This is a genomic window from Staphylococcus sp. OJ82 (genome assembly GCF_000294465.1).
Classification (GTDB): domain Bacteria; phylum Bacillota; class Bacilli; order Staphylococcales; family Staphylococcaceae; genus Staphylococcus; species Staphylococcus equorum.
On the sequence record NZ_ALPU01000003.1, the window covers coordinates 339,060 to 355,839 of the forward strand.

At 30.7% G+C, this 16,780-nt stretch carries 19 protein-coding genes and 1 pseudogene; 12 read left to right on the forward strand and 8 right to left on the reverse strand.

What is annotated here, in order from left to right:
- Positions 1–105 precede the first annotated feature (105 nt).
- Complete coding sequence (locus SOJ_RS03835; protein WP_002506774.1) at positions 106–1,314, reverse strand: multidrug effflux MFS transporter; 1,209 nt, start codon at positions 1,312–1,314, stop codon at positions 106–108.
- A gap of 170 nt (positions 1,315–1,484) precedes the next feature.
- On the opposite strand from SOJ_RS03835, the gene SOJ_RS03840 reads away from it, so the two are divergent.
- Both SOJ_RS03840 and SOJ_RS03845 read left to right on the forward strand, forming a co-directional pair.
- A complete protein-coding gene (locus tag SOJ_RS03840) occupies positions 1,485–1,865 on the forward strand; it encodes a GtrA family protein (protein WP_002506775.1) in 381 nt (126 codons plus the stop codon).
- A gap of 193 nt (positions 1,866–2,058) precedes the next feature.
- Complete coding sequence (locus tag SOJ_RS03845; protein ID WP_002506776.1) at positions 2,059–2,928, forward strand: cation diffusion facilitator family transporter; 870 nt, start codon at positions 2,059–2,061, stop codon at positions 2,926–2,928.
- Between the two features lie 278 nt (positions 2,929–3,206).
- Here the strand turns inward: SOJ_RS03845 and SOJ_RS03850 are convergent, their stop codons facing one another.
- Complete coding sequence (locus SOJ_RS03850; protein WP_002506777.1) at positions 3,207–3,575, reverse strand: hypothetical protein; 369 nt, start codon at positions 3,573–3,575, stop codon at positions 3,207–3,209.
- Positions 3,576–3,953: 378 nt separating this feature from the next.
- Between SOJ_RS03850 and SOJ_RS03855 the strand changes: the two genes are divergently transcribed.
- Positions 3,954–4,640: a 2,3-diphosphoglycerate-dependent phosphoglycerate mutase gene (locus SOJ_RS03855; RefSeq protein ID WP_002506778.1), complete on the forward strand. Its 687-nt coding sequence runs from the start codon at positions 3,954–3,956 to the stop codon at positions 4,638–4,640.
- Positions 4,641–4,784: 144 nt separating this feature from the next.
- Here SOJ_RS03855 and SOJ_RS03860 read toward each other — a convergent pair whose 3' ends face one another.
- The 3 genes from SOJ_RS03860 to SOJ_RS14345 all read right to left on the reverse strand — a co-directional run bounded on the left by SOJ_RS03860 (position 4,785) and on the right by SOJ_RS14345 (position 6,722).
- Positions 4,785–5,558, reverse strand: coding sequence for an ABC transporter permease (locus tag SOJ_RS03860; RefSeq protein ID WP_002506779.1), 774 nt, complete (start codon positions 5,556–5,558; stop codon positions 4,785–4,787).
- Positions 5,558–6,253, reverse strand: a complete 696-nt coding sequence (locus SOJ_RS03865) for an ABC transporter ATP-binding protein (RefSeq protein ID WP_002506780.1) — start codon at positions 6,251–6,253, stop codon at positions 5,558–5,560. The genes SOJ_RS03860 and SOJ_RS03865 overlap by 1 nt, the downstream gene beginning before the upstream one ends.
- A 364-nt stretch (positions 6,254–6,617) precedes the next feature.
- Positions 6,618–6,722 (reverse strand): putative metal homeostasis protein, encoded by a 105-nt coding sequence (locus tag SOJ_RS14345; RefSeq protein ID WP_002511503.1) that lies wholly within the window; start codon positions 6,720–6,722, stop codon positions 6,618–6,620.
- Positions 6,723–6,944: 222 nt separating this feature from the next.
- Here SOJ_RS14345 and SOJ_RS03870 point away from each other — a divergent pair.
- The 6 genes and pseudogenes from SOJ_RS03870 (at position 6,945) to SOJ_RS03890 (ending at position 12,436) form a co-directional block, all read left to right on the forward strand.
- A pseudogene (locus SOJ_RS03870) lies at positions 6,945–8,391 on the forward strand (MDR family MFS transporter).
- 157 nt (positions 8,392–8,548) lie between these two features.
- Positions 8,549–8,830 carry an ASCH domain-containing protein gene (locus SOJ_RS14170; RefSeq protein WP_317134771.1) on the forward strand — a complete coding sequence of 94 codons (282 nt, stop codon included), beginning with the start codon at positions 8,549–8,551 and terminating at the stop codon, positions 8,828–8,830.
- Between the two features lie 189 nt (positions 8,831–9,019).
- Positions 9,020–9,388, forward strand: coding sequence for a cystatin-like fold lipoprotein (locus SOJ_RS03875; RefSeq protein WP_002506784.1), 369 nt, complete (start codon positions 9,020–9,022; stop codon positions 9,386–9,388).
- 43 nt (positions 9,389–9,431) lie between these two features.
- Positions 9,432–10,040: a DsbA family protein gene (locus tag SOJ_RS03880; protein WP_002506785.1), complete on the forward strand. Its 609-nt coding sequence runs from the start codon at positions 9,432–9,434 to the stop codon at positions 10,038–10,040.
- A 159-nt stretch (positions 10,041–10,199) separates the two neighbouring features.
- The gene (adcA, locus tag SOJ_RS03885) at positions 10,200–11,744 is read left to right on the forward strand and encodes a zinc ABC transporter substrate-binding lipoprotein AdcA (RefSeq protein ID WP_002506786.1); all 1,545 of its coding nucleotides are present in this window, start codon (positions 10,200–10,202) and stop codon (positions 11,742–11,744) included.
- Positions 11,745–11,920: 176 nt separating this feature from the next.
- Positions 11,921–12,436, forward strand: coding sequence for a YceI family protein (locus SOJ_RS03890; protein WP_002506787.1), 516 nt, complete (start codon positions 11,921–11,923; stop codon positions 12,434–12,436).
- Positions 12,437–12,525: 89 nt separating this feature from the next.
- On the opposite strand, the gene SOJ_RS03895 is transcribed toward SOJ_RS03890, so the two are convergent.
- Positions 12,526–13,305, reverse strand: coding sequence for a hypothetical protein (locus tag SOJ_RS03895; RefSeq protein ID WP_002511497.1), 780 nt, complete (start codon positions 13,303–13,305; stop codon positions 12,526–12,528).
- Positions 13,286–13,624: a PadR family transcriptional regulator gene (locus SOJ_RS03900; protein ID WP_002506789.1), complete on the reverse strand. Its 339-nt coding sequence runs from the start codon at positions 13,622–13,624 to the stop codon at positions 13,286–13,288. The genes SOJ_RS03895 and SOJ_RS03900 overlap by 20 nt, the downstream gene beginning before the upstream one ends.
- A 158-nt stretch (positions 13,625–13,782) precedes the next feature.
- Here SOJ_RS03900 and SOJ_RS03905 point away from each other — a divergent pair, with 158 nt between their 5' ends.
- The 3 genes from SOJ_RS03905 to SOJ_RS14550 all read left to right on the forward strand — a co-directional run bounded on the left by SOJ_RS03905 (position 13,783) and on the right by SOJ_RS14550 (position 15,110).
- Complete coding sequence (locus SOJ_RS03905) at positions 13,783–14,376, forward strand: DNA-binding protein (RefSeq protein WP_002506790.1); 594 nt, start codon at positions 13,783–13,785, stop codon at positions 14,374–14,376.
- Positions 14,377–14,850, forward strand: a complete 474-nt coding sequence (locus SOJ_RS03910) for an SRPBCC family protein (protein WP_002506791.1) — start codon at positions 14,377–14,379, stop codon at positions 14,848–14,850. It begins immediately after the preceding gene.
- 83 nt (positions 14,851–14,933) lie between these two features.
- Positions 14,934–15,110 (forward strand): hypothetical protein, encoded by a 177-nt coding sequence (locus tag SOJ_RS14550; RefSeq protein ID WP_002506792.1) that lies wholly within the window; start codon positions 14,934–14,936, stop codon positions 15,108–15,110.
- A 227-nt stretch (positions 15,111–15,337) separates the two neighbouring features.
- Here the strand turns inward: SOJ_RS14550 and SOJ_RS03920 are convergent, their stop codons facing one another.
- Positions 15,338–16,780: a 6-phospho-beta-glucosidase gene (locus SOJ_RS03920; protein WP_002506793.1), complete on the reverse strand. Its 1,443-nt coding sequence runs from the start codon at positions 16,778–16,780 to the stop codon at positions 15,338–15,340.

Here is a 16,780-nt window from a genome sequence, read left to right on the forward strand (position 1 = left end):
ATTCAACGAAAGTGTCTTTATTTTACTCTCACTTATTGGGTTCAGTTCAAAAATTTGGAAGCTCCCTTTTATAATAGGACTGGTGTCGCACTTATTTTATATAGATTATTTGTTCAATACACTTCTTCTGGTAGTGAATTTTAAGCCAAGTTCTAATGAAATAATTAGCACCGTAGTAATAACTAAAATCGTTAAATATGGCATGACACTATATCCGCCTTGTAAACCAACTAACGGTGATATCACACCACCTAGAATAAATTGGAAAAGACCGAGTAAACTAGAGGCGTTGCCACTACCACCTGTACGAGATTCCATTGCTAATGTGAAGCTTAGCGGACCAATCCCTGTTACTGGGCAAACATTTAAGAAGAATGCGATGACTAAAACCCAGGTTGGTAAGTGTAATATGAGTGTGATACAAATTAATACGACGCCTGCAATTTGTATCATTGTTAGTGCAATCAATAATACATAACGATTTATATAGCTAACTAAAATAGCAGTGAGCTGACTCATGATAATTAATCCAATACCATTAATTGCAAATAGCACACTAAATTGTTGGGGTGTCATATCATAAATTTTTTGTGTAATAAAAGGGGCTGCAGATGAAAAACTGAATAACATCACATACGTCAATCCTTGCAACAACATAGGAAAAACAAAAGCTGGTTTTTTCAACAAATAACCAAAGTCTTTAAAAATAGTGCCGAAGTTAAGTTTTGAAAGATCAACTGTTCTTGTTTCTTCCATTTTGAAAAGGGCAAAAAAGAATATGATCATACTAACAATTGTTAAAATAAAGAAAATAGCTTGCCAGTTTGAGACACTTAAGGCATAACCACCGATCAGTGGAGCGATAATAGTAATAATCCCATTCACGACAAGAAGTGAAGCTAGACCTTTGGCTAAGGCTTTACCTTTATGTAAATCTCCTATAGAGGCCTTAGCGATGACGATGGCTCCGCCACCAGTCAAACCTTGTATCAAACGAATTGTTAATAAAGTAGACATAGAAGTTGCGAATACTGCAATAAATGAAGCTATTGCATATAATATGATAATGATCAAAGCAATCTTTTTACGTCCATATGCATCTGACAAAGGCCCAAAGATAAATTGTCCTATTGCGAGTCCTATCATAGCGAAAGACAGTGTGAGTTGCGCTTGAGAAGCGGTTGTATTAAAATCACTTTGTACACTTGGTAATGATGGAACGTACATATCTATTGTTAAAGGACCAAAAGTAGTCATAATACCCAACACAATAATAACAATTAGCGGTATTTGGCGATTTGAAGTTTTGTCCATGTTAAGTACTCCTTTAAATTTCTCTCTTATGCATTATTACATACAAGTTTAATTATTCTGTAACTAAATAATTATCCCATATGAATTTAGAAATGCAATGATAATTTACATACTAAAAAACAAACAGAACGTGCGAAATAATTATAAATATGAATCAAAGGAGTAAGCAGATGAATTTAAATAAAACCCACTATGAAATTATAAAGTTCATCATTGTTGGTGGCATTAATACATTAAATTACTACATCGTTTACCTTATCTTATTAAAATTAATAGATTTAAATTACCTAGTCAGTCATGTAAGTGGGTTTATGGTTAGTTTTATAATTTCATATTATTTAAACTGCCATTTTGTATATAAAGTAAAACCCACATGGCGTAAATTTATTCAATTTCCGTTAACACAAGTTGTAAATATGGGTATGCAGACATTGCTATTGTATATATTCGTACAGTGGTTTCATATTTCTTCAGTAATAGCCCCGTTTGCAGGATTAATTATAACGATACCTATTACTTTTGTTTTATCAAAATATATACTGAAAGACTGATTTTTTTAAGACTTAAAAGTAAAGTAGAATAGTGATGACTTTTGTTTTTGTACAATTTAACAACTTTATTTAGGAAAGGCTAAAAAAATAATTAGATTTTTTATATTAAATAATTTTTGAATAAAAATTGTTGTAAATATGCTTGGGATAGGTCATAATAAATGTTCTATATTAATTAAGGTGGACAACAGATATGACACAAAGTGAAAATTTGAAAACAGCGCAAAAAGGCGCTTATTTAAGTTTAATTGTATATATCGTTCTTTCAATTGCCAAATTTATTATTGGCTCTATGTACGATTCAGCAGCAGTTAGAGCAGATAGTTTAAACAATATGACTGATATTGTAGTTTCGTTAGCGGTTATTATAGGACTGAAAATTTCTATTAAGCCTGCGGATAAAAACCATCCTTATGGACACTTAAAATCAGAGAATATTTCAACGTTACTCGTTTCGTTTATTATCATGTTTGTAGGTATACAAGTTGTTATAGAAAGTGTTCCTGAAATTTTTTCTAAAGATCACCATGCACCTAATGTAATTACGATATATGTCAGTGTTATAAGTGGCATTATTATGTTGATAGTATTTTATATTAATCAAAAGCTAGCTAGACGAACGAATAGTAGTTCGCTAAATTCAGCGGCAAAGGATAATTTATCAGATGCGTTAGTTAGTATTGGAACAGCTGTAGGTTTAATTTTTACACAATTTGGTTTGCCAATTCTTGATACAGTATTAGCAACGATTTTAGGTTTACTTATTATCTACACTGGTTTTAGAATATTTAAAGAATCAATTTTTACTTTAAGTGATGGGTTTAATGAACAAGAATTAGAAGCTTACAAAAATTATGTTTTAGAAATAGAAGATGTGATTGATGTGCAAAATATTAAAGGACGATACCATGGCAGTAGTATTTTTGTAGATGTAACTATTGTCGTAGAATCGAATTTATCTTTAGAAGATGCGCACAATATCTGTGACAAAGTAGAACAACATATGCATGAAAAAGGTATTTCTTCAGTTTATGTACATCCCGAACCAGCATCTATACAATAATTAAAAATAAATAATATTCAAACTAAATATATTTGTAATTGATTTCTGGCTGTCGACAATTGTTGGCAGTTTTTTTGTTCCGACTTTTTAACATATGTAAATTCTATAATTACTTGCCTAAGACACGGTCCGAGCCTTTACGTTGGAAAATATAGTTATTTGACAAATAATTGAGTTAATAACATAAAAAGAGACCTGAAAGTAATTTCAGGTCTACAAATTATTTATGTGTTAAAACAATCTATTCTTACACGTAGTGCTTGAATAGGTGGCATTAATTACCACCAGCCATTAGCTAGACGGAAATCGATAGCTGCTTCTATTGAACCGTAACGCTCCTCAGCGTAGTTAATCATACCTTTAGTTTGTTCTTCAACTGTGCCAGTGCCCCAAGCTTCTTTAGTTTGTCCTAACCCTTTGTAGCCTAATTCGTTTACTGCTTCAGGGTCACCGCTTGATTCAGGCATTACAATATTATCCCATAGCGCTTTAGTGCCGCCTGCTTCTATAAATTCACTGTATACGTCATTGTTAGTTTGTTGTGTTGATGTCTCAGCTGCGTCTGCTGTTGATACACTTGAACTCACTCCTAAACCAGTTGCTGCAATAGTAATCGATGCGAAAGATGCTAATAATAATTTTTTCATTTTTTAAAATCCTCCTAATTGATTTACCTGTATACAATATGAAATATCACAGGTTATGTTTTTACATTTAAGTATTTAAAAATTTAATAAATAATAGTTATTTACTGTTTTCTTATTTCAACGTTTATAACTGTAACATCAAAAAATGGGGAGTAGGTTACAGAAAAATAAAAAGAAAGTATCTTTTATGAATAAATGAATACAATCATTTCAAAATAAAGTGTAAATTGTTATAATTTTAATATAGAAATGCGATAATAAGTACAGGAATAGGTGAGTGGCCAGCTTTGCAACTATAAACAATAAGTATTATTGCTGTAACATTCCTGTAAATATCGTATAAAACCATATTTTACTTAATGGAAAGAAGGAAATATTATGCCAAAACTAATTTTATGTAGACATGGGCAAAGCATATGGAATGCTAAAAACTTATTTACAGGATGGGCAGATGTAGACTTATCTGAACAGGGTAGAAATGAAGCAATCACCTCTGGTAAAAAAATAAAAGATCAAGGTATAGAAATTGATATTGTTTACACGTCTCTGTTAAAAAGAGCTATTAAAACGACATATCATTTGTTAAATGAATCTGATCAGTTATTTATACCAATTATAAAATCTTGGAGATTAAATGAACGCCATTATGGCGGATTGCAAGGTTTAAATAAAAATGATGCTCGTGAAGAATTTGGTGAAGACCAAGTTCATATTTGGAGACGATCATATGATACGCCACCACCAAAGCAAAATGAAGAACAACGAAATAGTTATTTAAATGATAGAAAATATGAACTTTTAGATAGAAGAGTTATGCCAGAATCTGAAAGTTTAAAAGATACCTTGGTTAGAGTGATACCATATTGGAATGATCAAATTTCTCAACAGTTATTAGATGATAAAACAGTATTAGTTTCTGCTCATGGTAATTCATTACGAGCACTAATTAAATATTTAGAGGATATATCTGACGAAGCTATTGTTAATTATGAAATAAAAACAGGCGCACCTCTTATTTATGAATTAACAGATGATTTAAAAGTGACGAATAAATATTATTTATGATGAAAGCTAAGTAATAAACTAGATATAATATATAACAGCCCTGAATTTATAAATTCAGGGCTGTTATATATTATAATTTCGTGCTTGTTTACCTAGAATACATCATGCGAGTCTGGTTTTAATAACTTATCTTAGGAGTAAAAATTAAACATTCTTTTTTCTAAAGACTAACACTACTAATGCTAAGAAAACTACAATATATGCAATATTACCAATAAGTAATTCGTGTAATTCTAATTTTGTCATTTTTTTGTATATATCATTATCGAGAATTTGGACACTTAGATTTAACATATTAATAGGACTCCATTTAAGCCATTCCCATTGCTCAATTGCCATAAATAAAATGCCAGCGAGTATCGAAGTAGCAAAATAGAAAATAATACCGACAGCGATTGAGACGCCTGGACTTTTAAGTATACAAGAAAGTAACAACGTTAAACTTAAAATGAGCCACATACCTACATAAGTTGCTAATGATGTTAATAATAAACTTTGTAATGGAGATAATTGTTCTCCTGAGTGTTTTAAAATATCGATGTCAGAGAAAAATGTAAGGTTAAGTAGCAAACTAATTAGAATACAAAGTACAAATACAATTAGAGAGTAGATGAACAATGCAATAAGTTTACTTAAAATAATACTTGTTCTTGTGTAATTTCTATAAAGTAAATTTTTAATTGTACCGTAATGGAATTCCATAGTAATAATTGTACTTGCTTGAATTATCATCAAAAAGATAATCCAAGAAAAACCACTATAACCTTGTTCAAGTAGCAAATTTGACTCAATTACATTCGAATAGTTTTTGCTTAAAATAGCTAAACCAATCATGATGATAAAAATAATGATTGGTATAATAATTGATGATTTCTTTTTAAAAATTTTATATAATTCTTGTTTTATCAATGTTCCCATTATTTTTTCTCCTCCTTATGATCGATAATATTAAGCAATACATTTTCCAAATCACTTTCATTCGAATTATTGAGTTCTTCCATTGTCGTTTCTTTAACGATAGCCCCATTATCAATAATTAAAATCGAGTCAGTCACTTTAACGAGTTCACCTAACATATGACTTGATATAAGAAACGAAACACCTTGTGCTTTGAGACTTAAAATAGTTTCCCTTACATTTCTCACTGCTTTTGGATCTAATCCGTTCATAGGCTCATCTAGGATAACGAGTTGAGGTTGATTTAGAAGGGAAAGTGCAATACCTAATTTCTGTTTCATTCCTAAAGAATATGCTTTAGCTTTTTTATGTATGAATTGAGACATTTCTAAATTTTTTATAATTTGTTCCATGTTTTCTTTTTCTTTATCTTCATTAATTAAATTCATGTTTTCGTAACCGGTAAGGAAAGGATACACCCCAGGGTTTTCAATTAAAGCGCCAATGTGGTTATTATTCATAGGCCCATGTAATTTAAGTGAACCGGATTGATAATTAGAAAGTCCTAAAATCACTTTCATTAACGTTGTTTTCCCAGCTCCATTAGCACCGACTAAACCTACGACCTCGCCCTGCTTAAGAGTGAATGAAATGTCTTTTAAAATTTTTTGCTTCTTAATCCGTTTGTTAATATTTTCTATAGTTAAAAGCTGCATAAAATTCTCCTTCTAAATAAAATTATTGGTGTACAACACTATTTTACCAAAAAAGTAAAGACAATAATATACTTTAATTATAATATTTTTAAGTATATTATTGTCTTGGTGAAAAGTAAGAGACTGAGACATATCACATGTCTCAGTCTCGATTTTTCTAGTTGGCAGTGCTGGGGTGAGACGACGAAATTTTGTTAGAAAAATTAGATTTCTGTCCGTCTTCTTATGCATCATTATCACACAGTTATATGAGAATTAATTTATGTAGAAAATCCGCATAATTTAATAGAAATTGACAAACACCATTTTGGAGGGAATTTAAGCTGTCACTATAATTTAAAATTAACGTATTTAAGTAGAAATATTATTTATTACGTTTGTGTTGCTGAATAATCTTGCGCGCACGTTTTCGTGTCTTTATATTAGGACTATTTAAGTTACGACGTGCTGTTTGTACATCTAATTTCATAAAATATGACCTCCTTTATCTATGTGTATTATGAAGTATCATAAATATTTTGTAAATAGTAATTATTACGATTTAAAGATAGGGGTTGTGCATAAAAAAATAATTACGACGATTTGCAATGTTTTTAAGTTTATTTAATGTGATGTCGTTGAAATATATGTATAATGCATAAATGCAGCTATTTTATGGTTGATAGACTAATAGGAAAACAGGAGACAGAATATGAATCAAAAAGCCAAAATATTAATGATATTAATGATGTTGCTTGGCGGTTTCTTTGGACTTTTAAATGAAACGTTATTAACAACAGCATTACCAAGTATAATGAAAGATTTTCAAATAGATTACACACAAGTGCAATGGCTCACAACAGCCTTTCTATTGACTAATGGCGTAGTTGTCCCATTATCAGCGATGGTGATTCAACGATTTTCAACTAGGAAAGTATTTTTAACAGCAATATTTATATTTTTTATAGGTACTATAATTGCAGGATTTAGCTCTAATTTTTCAATTTTATTAGGGGGAAGAATTGTTCAAGCTCTAGGATCTGGAATTATGTTACCGCTGATGATGACTACAATATTAGACATCTTTGAACCTCATGAGCGTGGTAAGTACATGGGGACATTTGGTTTAGTAATTGGTTTAGCACCAGCCATAGGGCCAACGTTATCAGGTGTACTTGTTGAATACTTTGATTGGCGTTCACTTTTCTTTGTTGTTGCACCAATCGCAGCATTAACATTCATCGGAGCACTTAAGTTTGTGAAAAACGTGGGTACGAATAGAAAAGTACCAGTTGACGTATTATCCATCATATTATCCATACTAGGATTTGGTGGTTTACTCTATGGTACAAGTTCGATTTCACGTGATGGTTGGAATGATCCAGTAGTTTTAACAACTGTAATAGGCGGACTTATCTTAGTAACAGCTTTCATTATCCGCCAAACAAAATTAAAAACGCCATTACTAGATTTTTCAGTATTCAAAAACAGTCAATTTGACTGTAGGTATTATAATTATGGCATTTACAATGATATCAATGATTGGATCTGAAACAATATTACCAATGTTCGTGCAAAATATAATGAAAGACTCAGCGCTTCAATCTGGGCTTATATTATTACCTGGTGCGATTGTAATGGGTATAATGTCAGTAGCTTCAGGATTTTTATATGAGAAGTATGGTGCTAAAATATTAGCATTAATTGGCATGTCCATTGTTGTAATAACGACTTCTTATTTTGTAATAATGGACGAACAGACTTCACCAGCAATTCTTGCAACGGTATATGCAATTCGCATGATAGGTATTGCATTGGGATTGATGCCATTAATGACACATACAATGAACCAGTTATCACGTGAGATGAATGCACATGGTTCATCAATGACGAATACAGTGCAACAAATTTCAGCTTCTATTGGTACAGCTGGCTTAATTACAGTGATGACCCAAGTTTCTAAAAACTTCACACCTGATATGAGTAATTATAAAGGTATTGGAAAACAAGAGATGGCAGCTCAAATACAACATGAAGCTTTATTAAGTGGGTATCATGGCGCATTTTGGTTTGCAGTTATTATTTCTATTATTAGTTTACTCAGTGTGTTTATGCTGAAAAGTCAACGCAAGATACGAGCAGAACAAAAAGAATTATAATAGATTAATGTTACGAAGCGCTATAGACAACACTGTAATTACATTTGTAATTGTGATATTTTTAAACATAAATACAAGAAAGGAGTGTATGTATCATAGAACATTCGATGAAATTAAATAATGAGCCATTTCATCTAGTTAAAAAGGGACAAAAACAATCGAAGTAAGATTAAATGATGAAAAAAGACAAGAAGTACAAAATGGAGATACCATTATTTTTACAAATCTCGAGACGGATGAACAAGTCAATGTAGTCGTCACAGAAACGGTGGGTTTCCCTTCATTTCAAGCATTGATTAATCATTATACAAATAAAGAAATTGGTGCTAAAGAGGAAGAACAGCTTTCTCAAAAATTAGCAGCCATATATCAAATATATTCGCAAACTGACGAATTAAATTATGGTGCATTAGCAATTAAAATGCACTTAGCAGATTAACAATAAATTCGGCCTGACATAAATTGTCGAGCCGAATTTTTATTCGTAAAAATAAAATATTTAAAAAGAATGAATTTAAAATCACTCTAGAACATTTAAGTTGTTCATTGTATGATAATATTTATGGAAGAAGTATATTTTAAAGGTGATTCATGAATAGTTAAACTGGATTTAGGAGTGTGCCAAATAATGAAAAAGTTATTGATCATGATCGCTATATCGATGATTATTGTAGCAGGCTGTAGTAGTGGGAAGTATGCCGATAAAATAGATAAAGCAGTAAATAAACAACAAACATATCAAGAGAACTTATCTGAAAAACAAAAAGGTGACCTTGAAGAAAAATTCGACAAAAAGAATGCGAATATATACGTTTATGAAAAGGGTAAATATGTCATGCTTGCTTATAAGCCTTTTAAAGAAGACGAAGAAGTACATTATTATACTTATAAATTTGAAGACGATAAAGCAAAACATTTAAAAGATTTTAATTCGAAAGCATATACACACAAACATGAACCTGATTATAAAGAAGAAAATATGGATATTAAAGAATAATTTTATTTATTGATATCTAAAATTGAGGTGTTTTTGAAAGCATATGAAAAAATTATGGCTATGTTTAGGTTTGATAGCTACTATGTTATTAATAACTGCTTGCTCAAGTGATGAGGATGCACATAAAGATGACAAGCAAAATGCCAATGGGAAAATTAAAATTATAGAATATGGTGATTTTAAATGTTCCTATTGTAAAAAAGTAGAAAGTAATATTATGCCTAAACTTAAAAAAGATTATATAGATAAAGATAAAGTGGATTATGAATTTGTGAATATGGCTTTTCTTGGTGATGATTCGATTATTGGATCGAGAGCTGGTCATGCAGTACAGCAAATTGCACCGAAGCAATATTTAGATTTTCAAAAATTAATGTTTGAACAACAAGGCGATGCTGAAAAAGAATGGATAACTAAGTCACTAGTTGATAAACAAATTGATAAATTAAGTATCGACAGTAAACAAAAAGAAAAAATTAAAAAAGATTATAAAACTGAAGATAGTAAATCATGGAAAGCAGCTCAGAAAGATAAAGAACAAGCTGAAGATAAAAATATTGATACTGCACCTACAGTTTATATAGGTGGAGAAAAAGTGGAAGATCCGTATGATTACGACAATTATAAAAAATTAATAGAGAAAAACGAGTAACTAATAGGTCTAAAGTACAAAAAATTGTAATAACAATGTACTTTAGGCTTTTCTTTTACACGAAATAAATCGTAATCATTATTATTTAGTGTTGCGTTTTGGTCGAAGGGAGTTTATAATTTTAAATCGTAAGCATTACTATTTGTAGGAGGATGTAGAATGAAAAAAACACTATACATAATATCTTTGGTCATTACATTTGCAATTGTCATAGCAGGATGTGGCAAAGGTGATACGAATGAAAAAGAAAGTGAAGGTGACAAAAATAAAATAAAAATTAATACAACAGTTTTTCCGCTAAAATCATTTGCTAAAGAAATTGGAGGAGAACATGTTTCAGTAGAATCAATTTATCCAGCAGGCACAGACTTACATAGCTATGAACCAACTCAAAAAGACATAATTAATGCGAGTAAATCAGATTTGTTCTTATACACAGGGGACAACCTAGACCCTGTTGCTAAAAAAGTGGCATCAACGATAAAAGATGAAGATAAAAAATTATCGCTAGAAGATAAATTAGACAAATCCCAACTACTTACAGATCAACATAGTCACGAAGAAGAAGAGGGGCATGAGCACGAGGGACATCATCACGGAGGATATGATCCGCATGTTTGGTTAGATCCTAAATTCAATCAAACTTTTGCTAAAGAAATCAAAGATGAATTAATTAAAAAAGATCCAAAACACAAAAAAGATTATGAAGAAAATTATAAAAAACTAGATAAAGAACTGAAAAAAATAGATGACAAAATGAAAGATGTTACAAAAGATGAACAAGGTAATGTTGTGTTTATTTCTCACGAATCAATGGGTTATTTATCTGAAAGATATGGTTTTGTACAAAAAGGTGTTCAAAACATGAATGCAGAAGACCCATCTCAAAAAGCTTTAACAGAAATAGTTAATGAAATTAATGATTCAGGAGCAAAATATATTTTATATGAAGATAATGTTTCAAATAAAGTTACAGATACAATTCGTAAAGAAACAAAGGCTAAGCCATTAAAATTTTATAATATGGAATCACTTAATAAAGAACAACAACAGGATGAGGATTTAACCTATCAATCCCTTATGGATAAAAATATAAAAAATATTGATAAAGCTTTAAGTAACGATATCAAAGTAAATGATGATAAACAGCAAGGCAAACATGAAAAAGCAATTTCAGAGGGTTACTTTAAAGATAATCAAGTTAAAGATAGACCATTAGCTGATTATAAAGGTGATTGGCAATCAGTATATCCATATTTGAAAGATGGATCATTAGATGATGTGATGAAGCATAAAGCTGAAGAAGATGATTCAATGACAGCAAAAGAATATAAAGCGTATTACGAAAAGGGTTATAAAACAGATATAGATAATATCAATATCACAAGTGACTCAATTATGTTTGAGAAGAACGGCAAAAAAGCGTCAGGTAAATATAAGTATGATGGCAAAGATATTTTGAAATATGAAAAAGGCAATAGAGGTGTAAGATATACATTTAAATTAGAGGGTAATGGAGATAAAGATTTACCTAAGTACGTCCAATTTAGTGACCATAATATTGCACCTAAGAAAGCACATCACTATCATATATTTATAGGTAATGATAAAGAAAAAGTGATGAAAGAATTAGATAATTGGCCGACATATTATCCTAAAGCGTTAAGTAGTAAAGAAATTAAAGCAGAGATGCTAGCGCATTAATATTGAAATTTACTGTAAGTCAAATTACTTTTTAAATTTAAATTGAATAAAAAAGTGAATTGAGGGAATGAAATTAAAGTAGATGAAAAGTGCAAACTTTTCGCTTGGTATAATAAATATATCTGGTATACTAAGTGTATCAAATAAACTAATAATACTTTGGAGGTATGTTTTTTATGACAACATTTAATTTTGATCCAGCACATTCAGTAGTAGAATTTTCAGTGAAGCACTTAATGATTTCTAACGTTAAAGGTAAATTTAAAGATTTCGATGTAAATTTAGAAGGCGACATTAATGATTTAAAATCTCTTAAAGGTACAGCTGTAATTAAAGCTGACTCAATTGATACAAACGTAGCAGACCGTGATGGTCATTTACGTAGTGGAGATTTCTTTGATTCTGAAAATTATCCAGATGTAAAATTTGAAATTACTTCAGTAGATGAAAAATCAGTAACGGGTAATTTAACAATTAAAGATGTAACTGAAGAAGAAACTTTTGATGCTTCTTATGAAGGTTCAAGTAAAAATCCATTAAATGGTGCAACAACTGCAGGCTTCATTGTAAATGGTACAATCAATCGCGAAAAATACGGCATGTCATTTAACCAAAAATTGGAAACAGGCGGCGTAATGGTTGGTAAAGATGTGAAATTCCAAGCTAGTATAGAATTTGCTTTAGAAGACTAAGAAACATAAATGTTTAAAATTTAACGCTTATTAAAAAAATAGCTACTAGATAACCTAATATAGGTATCTAGTAGCTATTTTTATATAGATTAATGACTCTTTTCTTTTCTCTCACGCCAATATTTAAAGAATATATAAATACTAACACTCCAGAGAAGCATTATAGTACCGATACTAGTAATCAGTACGAAATTATAGTTTGTATGATCTCCACCAGTAAATATTTTTCCAATAAGGTCTGGGAGACATAAGATTAATATTAAAAAAGCAAAATATTTTTGTTTTATTACAAAACAAGTAATCGTTGTTATTAATAAAAGTATTAGTCCCATTATAAAGTTAGTAGTTTGATTGGGTGACCAAAAAACAAATAATGGATTGTTACGTAACACGAATTCACACAGTAAGTAAATTCCGAAAATAACAGATGCAATAACGAAAGCAGCAACATATGTTTTCTTACTATCGCCCCATCTCATAATTACTTTTTTTACTACAAACAATACCAATACAAAAGAACCAATAAAGATGAACAAAATATAGAATATTAACGATAAGCTTAACTGGAATGAATTATCCAGCATTCTTGGAACAGTTGTCATTACAATCATAAATGAAATAATGTAAAGTATGTATTTATGAATACCTTTAGTTAAACTCAATTCTTTAGAAAAGTTATCAGCATAATCTTTAATAGGCGTGTTTAGTAAATTATTGATATTATCATTGTTTTCTTCAGCGATTGTAATATGATCACGTAATTCTTCTTCAATCGCATTAACTTCATCTTCGTTCTTGCCACGAAATAATAATTCGGTTCTTAATTTAAGTAAAAAATCTTCAGCTTTTTTAGTCAACAACGTCAACACTCCTCATTAAATTATTCATCCCATTATTTAAGTAGTTCCACTTACTTTTAAAATTTGCTAATTCTTTTTTACCGTCTTCAGTTAATAAATAATACTTACGTTTTGGTCCGCCAGTATCCGATTTTTTAGTTATTGTAGTGACATAACCATTTTTATTTAGTCGTAATAATACTGGATATATACTGCCATCGCTAATTTCAGGGAATTGTTGAGATTTTAATTTATCTAGAATTTCATAACCATATGTTTCACCCTGAGAAATCAGTCCCAATATGGCCCCATCTAATAATCCTTTCATCATTTGATTTGAAATTGACATATCATCCCTCTTTTCACTATCTTATAATATAAGGTAGTTTAAATTGTAAAATTTGTCAACTACCTTACGATAAAAGTTAGTGAGTTATAATTAATGCTTATTGATAAATAATGAAACAATGAAATGGGTATAGTGATACTAAGATAGGGGGAGATAACATGTCAACAGAATTGCCGAAAATTGGAAGACCTGCAACACAAGCACTTAATAATATAGGGATAACAACTTTGGAAAAAGTAGCACAGTATGAGCGTACAGCACTATTAGGCATTCATGGTATTGGACCTAAAGCGATTGAAATACTTCATGAAGCGTTAATAGATATCAACTTGAATTTTAATAATGAAACCGAGTCAGACTTACCATTTAAATTAACGGGAGATTTAAATTGTGATAATGCACCTAAAAGAAAAGTAATGTTAGATTTTTTAATAGGCTCAATATTAGTAGATAAAGCACAATTATTTGAAGCTGTCACAGAAGATTTTATATGGGAGGTTCCTGGCGCTTTTGAATTACATGGTTTTGAAGCGTTTTATGATGAAATTAACGAACATAAATTCGACATTGCATCATTGGAAGTAACGCATAATATTTCTCATGGCAAATTAGGCGCAGTTCATGGCACTCAAATTGCTCAAAATGGAGATTCAGTTTATTTTGCAGACTTCTTTGAATTTGAAAGCCATAGCAAAAATGCTAAAGTAAAAAAGATAACATCATATGTAATTATGAATGAAGGAGAATCGTAAATGACAGTTCAAGTTAAGGAAAATAAAATAATTTTTACGAGAGATTTTAACACAACTGCACAAAATATATTTAAAGCTTATACTGACCGTGCTTTATTTGAACAATGGTTTCATCCACAAGGTGCAAAGACTGAAGTATTTCAATTTAATGTTCAGACTGGTGGACATGCATTTTTTGCTATACGTGCGCCTCAAGGTACAAGCTATACTGTGACTAATTATAATGAAGTGAAGAAACCTATACTCATTGATTACTATGATTACTTTGCAGACAAAGATGGTAATATTGATGAAAAAATGGCAGGTATGCATAACATCATTCATATAGAAGAAAAGAGTGACGGTTTAACTACGATTAAATCTATAGCAGAATTGCCAGATCCTAAAGCAGCACAACAATTGTTGGACATGGGTGTAGAAGAAGGTATGAATAGTACTTTTGATAATTTAGAGACACTATTAACAAAATTATAAGAATAGTCAATAAGATGTTGAAAATCACCTGTTTATTCTAAGCCTCTTTTCGATATAATAGTATATGAAAAGAGGTGAGTGTATTGAATAAACGTTATGTTAAAGTACTTGGACTATATTCGGTGAGTACGCTAGTACCGGCGTTATTTTTAAATGAAAAAAGTTTGAGTCATACTACATTTAAATGGTTTATACGTACATTAACAGGATATGGCATCTTTGCTTATGGATTACATGTGTTAAGTAAGTATAAAAACTAATATTTTATATAAAAAGAGAGTAGTACAGAACTCTAATTGCTCTAATTAGAGTTCTGTACTACTCTTCATACTGACGACAAAGTCTTTGGCTTTGTCGTCAGTTCTATTTGCGTATACTTAAGTAAATCAATATTCTTCATAATAGTTAACTTAGGTTAGAGTCAAAAGTATTAGTCGATGACTAGTACTATTATCACAGGAATCAGTGAAAATTACTGTCTTTATCACTAACTTAATGATTCACCATTTGTTTCAATAACATTACGATACCAATCAAAAGAATCTTTCTTTCTACGTTCTAAAGTGCCATTACCTTGGTTATCTCTATCGACATAAATTAGACCATAACGTTTTTTCATCTCTCCTGTAGTGAAAGAAATAATATCTATAATACCCCATGGTGTATAGCCCGTTAAATCCACTCCATCTTCGTCAACTGCTGTGATTGCTGCATTAATATGTGCTTTTAAATAATCGATACGATACGTATCATGAATTTCACCGTTTTCATCAATTTCATCTACAGCACCAAAGCCATTTTCAACGATGAAAAGTGGTATTTGGTAACGGTCATATAATATGTTCAAAGTATAGCGTAGCCCTGTAGGGTCAATGGCCCAACCCCAGTCACTTTGCTGAATATGAGGATTATCGACAGAATTCGCTAACCCACCATTGGTAACATTTTCTCCAGTATATGATTTTGCATCGTGTTTAACAGCGGTAGACATATAGTAGCTAAAACCAATATAATCAACTTTACCTTCTGATAAAATTTTGTCATCTCCTTCTTGCCAACCAATATCATAATTTTTTTGTTCTAACATTTTATTTGCATAGCTAGGGTAGTAGCCTCGAACTTGGACATCTGGGAAGAAGAAACGTAAACGATTTGCTTTTACGGATTCCATCATATCTTCTGGATTACAAGAATAAGGATATATTGCTACATGAGAAATCATTAATCCTATTTCAAAATCAGGGTTAATTGCTCTACCTATTTTTACAGCTTTTGCACTCGCGATTAATTCATTATGAGCGACTTGATACAGTACTTCTTCTGAGTTTTCATCTTCTTCGATAAGGACGCCTGAGTTTGTCCATAAGAAAATCGGATTATCTATATCCATTTGGTTATTAATTTCATTAAAAGTCATCCAATATTTAACTTTATCCTTATAACGCTTGAATACAGTTTCTGCAAATTGAGCAAAAAAATCTGCTACTTTTCTATTTCTAAAACCGCCATATTCGCGTGCTAAATGTAAAGGCATTTCAAAATGAGATAAAGTAATCACTGGCTCAATACCATATTTTAACAATTCATCAAAAATATTATCGTAAAATTGTAGTCCTGCTTCATTAGGTTCTGTTTCATCTCCATTAGGAAAGATACGAGACCAAGCGATTGACGTACGTAAACAATTTAATCCCATTTCATTAAATAATGCGATGTCTTCTTTATAACGATTATAAAAATCTATACCTACATGATTTGGATAATATTTATTTGGGTCTACATCTTGCGTGATTTCACGAGGCTTGCCATGTTCTCCATTAGTCATTACATCAATAACACTTAAGCCTTTTCCGTCTTTATCGTAACCACCTTCAAATTGATTGGCAGCAAGAGCGCCACCCCATAAAAAGTCTTCTGGTAATTTAGTCAT

Excerpts from the sequence above, each read along its gene's own strand:
- SOJ_RS14345 (WP_002511503.1), bottom strand. The coding sequence starts at position 6,722 with ATGAAATTAGATGTACAAACAGCACGTCGTAACTTAAATAGTCCTAAT.
- SOJ_RS03865 (WP_002506780.1), bottom strand. The coding sequence starts at position 6,253 with ATGCAGCTTTTAACTATAGAAAATATTAACAAACGGATTAAGAAGCAA.
- SOJ_RS03890 (WP_002506787.1), top strand. The coding sequence starts at position 11,921 with ATGACAACATTTAATTTTGATCCAGCACATTCAGTAGTAGAATTTTCA.
- SOJ_RS03875 (WP_002506784.1), top strand. The coding sequence starts at position 9,020 with ATGAAAAAGTTATTGATCATGATCGCTATATCGATGATTATTGTAGCA.
- adcA (WP_002506786.1), top strand. The coding sequence starts at position 10,200 with ATGAAAAAAACACTATACATAATATCTTTGGTCATTACATTTGCAATT.
- SOJ_RS03855 (WP_002506778.1), top strand. The coding sequence starts at position 3,954 with ATGCCAAAACTAATTTTATGTAGACATGGGCAAAGCATATGGAATGCT.
- SOJ_RS03905 (WP_002506790.1), top strand. The coding sequence starts at position 13,783 with ATGTCAACAGAATTGCCGAAAATTGGAAGACCTGCAACACAAGCACTT.
- SOJ_RS03850 (WP_002506777.1), bottom strand. The coding sequence starts at position 3,575 with ATGAAAAAATTATTATTAGCATCTTTCGCATCGATTACTATTGCAGCA.
- SOJ_RS03835 (WP_002506774.1), bottom strand. The coding sequence starts at position 1,314 with ATGGACAAAACTTCAAATCGCCAAATACCGCTAATTGTTATTATTGTG.
- SOJ_RS03845 (WP_002506776.1), top strand. The coding sequence starts at position 2,059 with ATGACACAAAGTGAAAATTTGAAAACAGCGCAAAAAGGCGCTTATTTA.
- SOJ_RS03920 (WP_002506793.1), bottom strand. The coding sequence starts at position 16,780 with ATGACTAAATTACCAGAAGACTTTTTATGGGGTGGCGCTCTTGCTGCC.
- SOJ_RS03880 (WP_002506785.1), top strand. The coding sequence starts at position 9,432 with ATGAAAAAATTATGGCTATGTTTAGGTTTGATAGCTACTATGTTATTA.
- SOJ_RS03860 (WP_002506779.1), bottom strand. The coding sequence starts at position 5,558 with ATGGGAACATTGATAAAACAAGAATTATATAAAATTTTTAAAAAGAAA.
- SOJ_RS03900 (WP_002506789.1), bottom strand. The coding sequence starts at position 13,624 with ATGTCAATTTCAAATCAAATGATGAAAGGATTATTAGATGGGGCCATA.
- SOJ_RS03910 (WP_002506791.1), top strand. The coding sequence starts at position 14,377 with ATGACAGTTCAAGTTAAGGAAAATAAAATAATTTTTACGAGAGATTTT.
- SOJ_RS03840 (WP_002506775.1), top strand. The coding sequence starts at position 1,485 with ATGAATTTAAATAAAACCCACTATGAAATTATAAAGTTCATCATTGTT.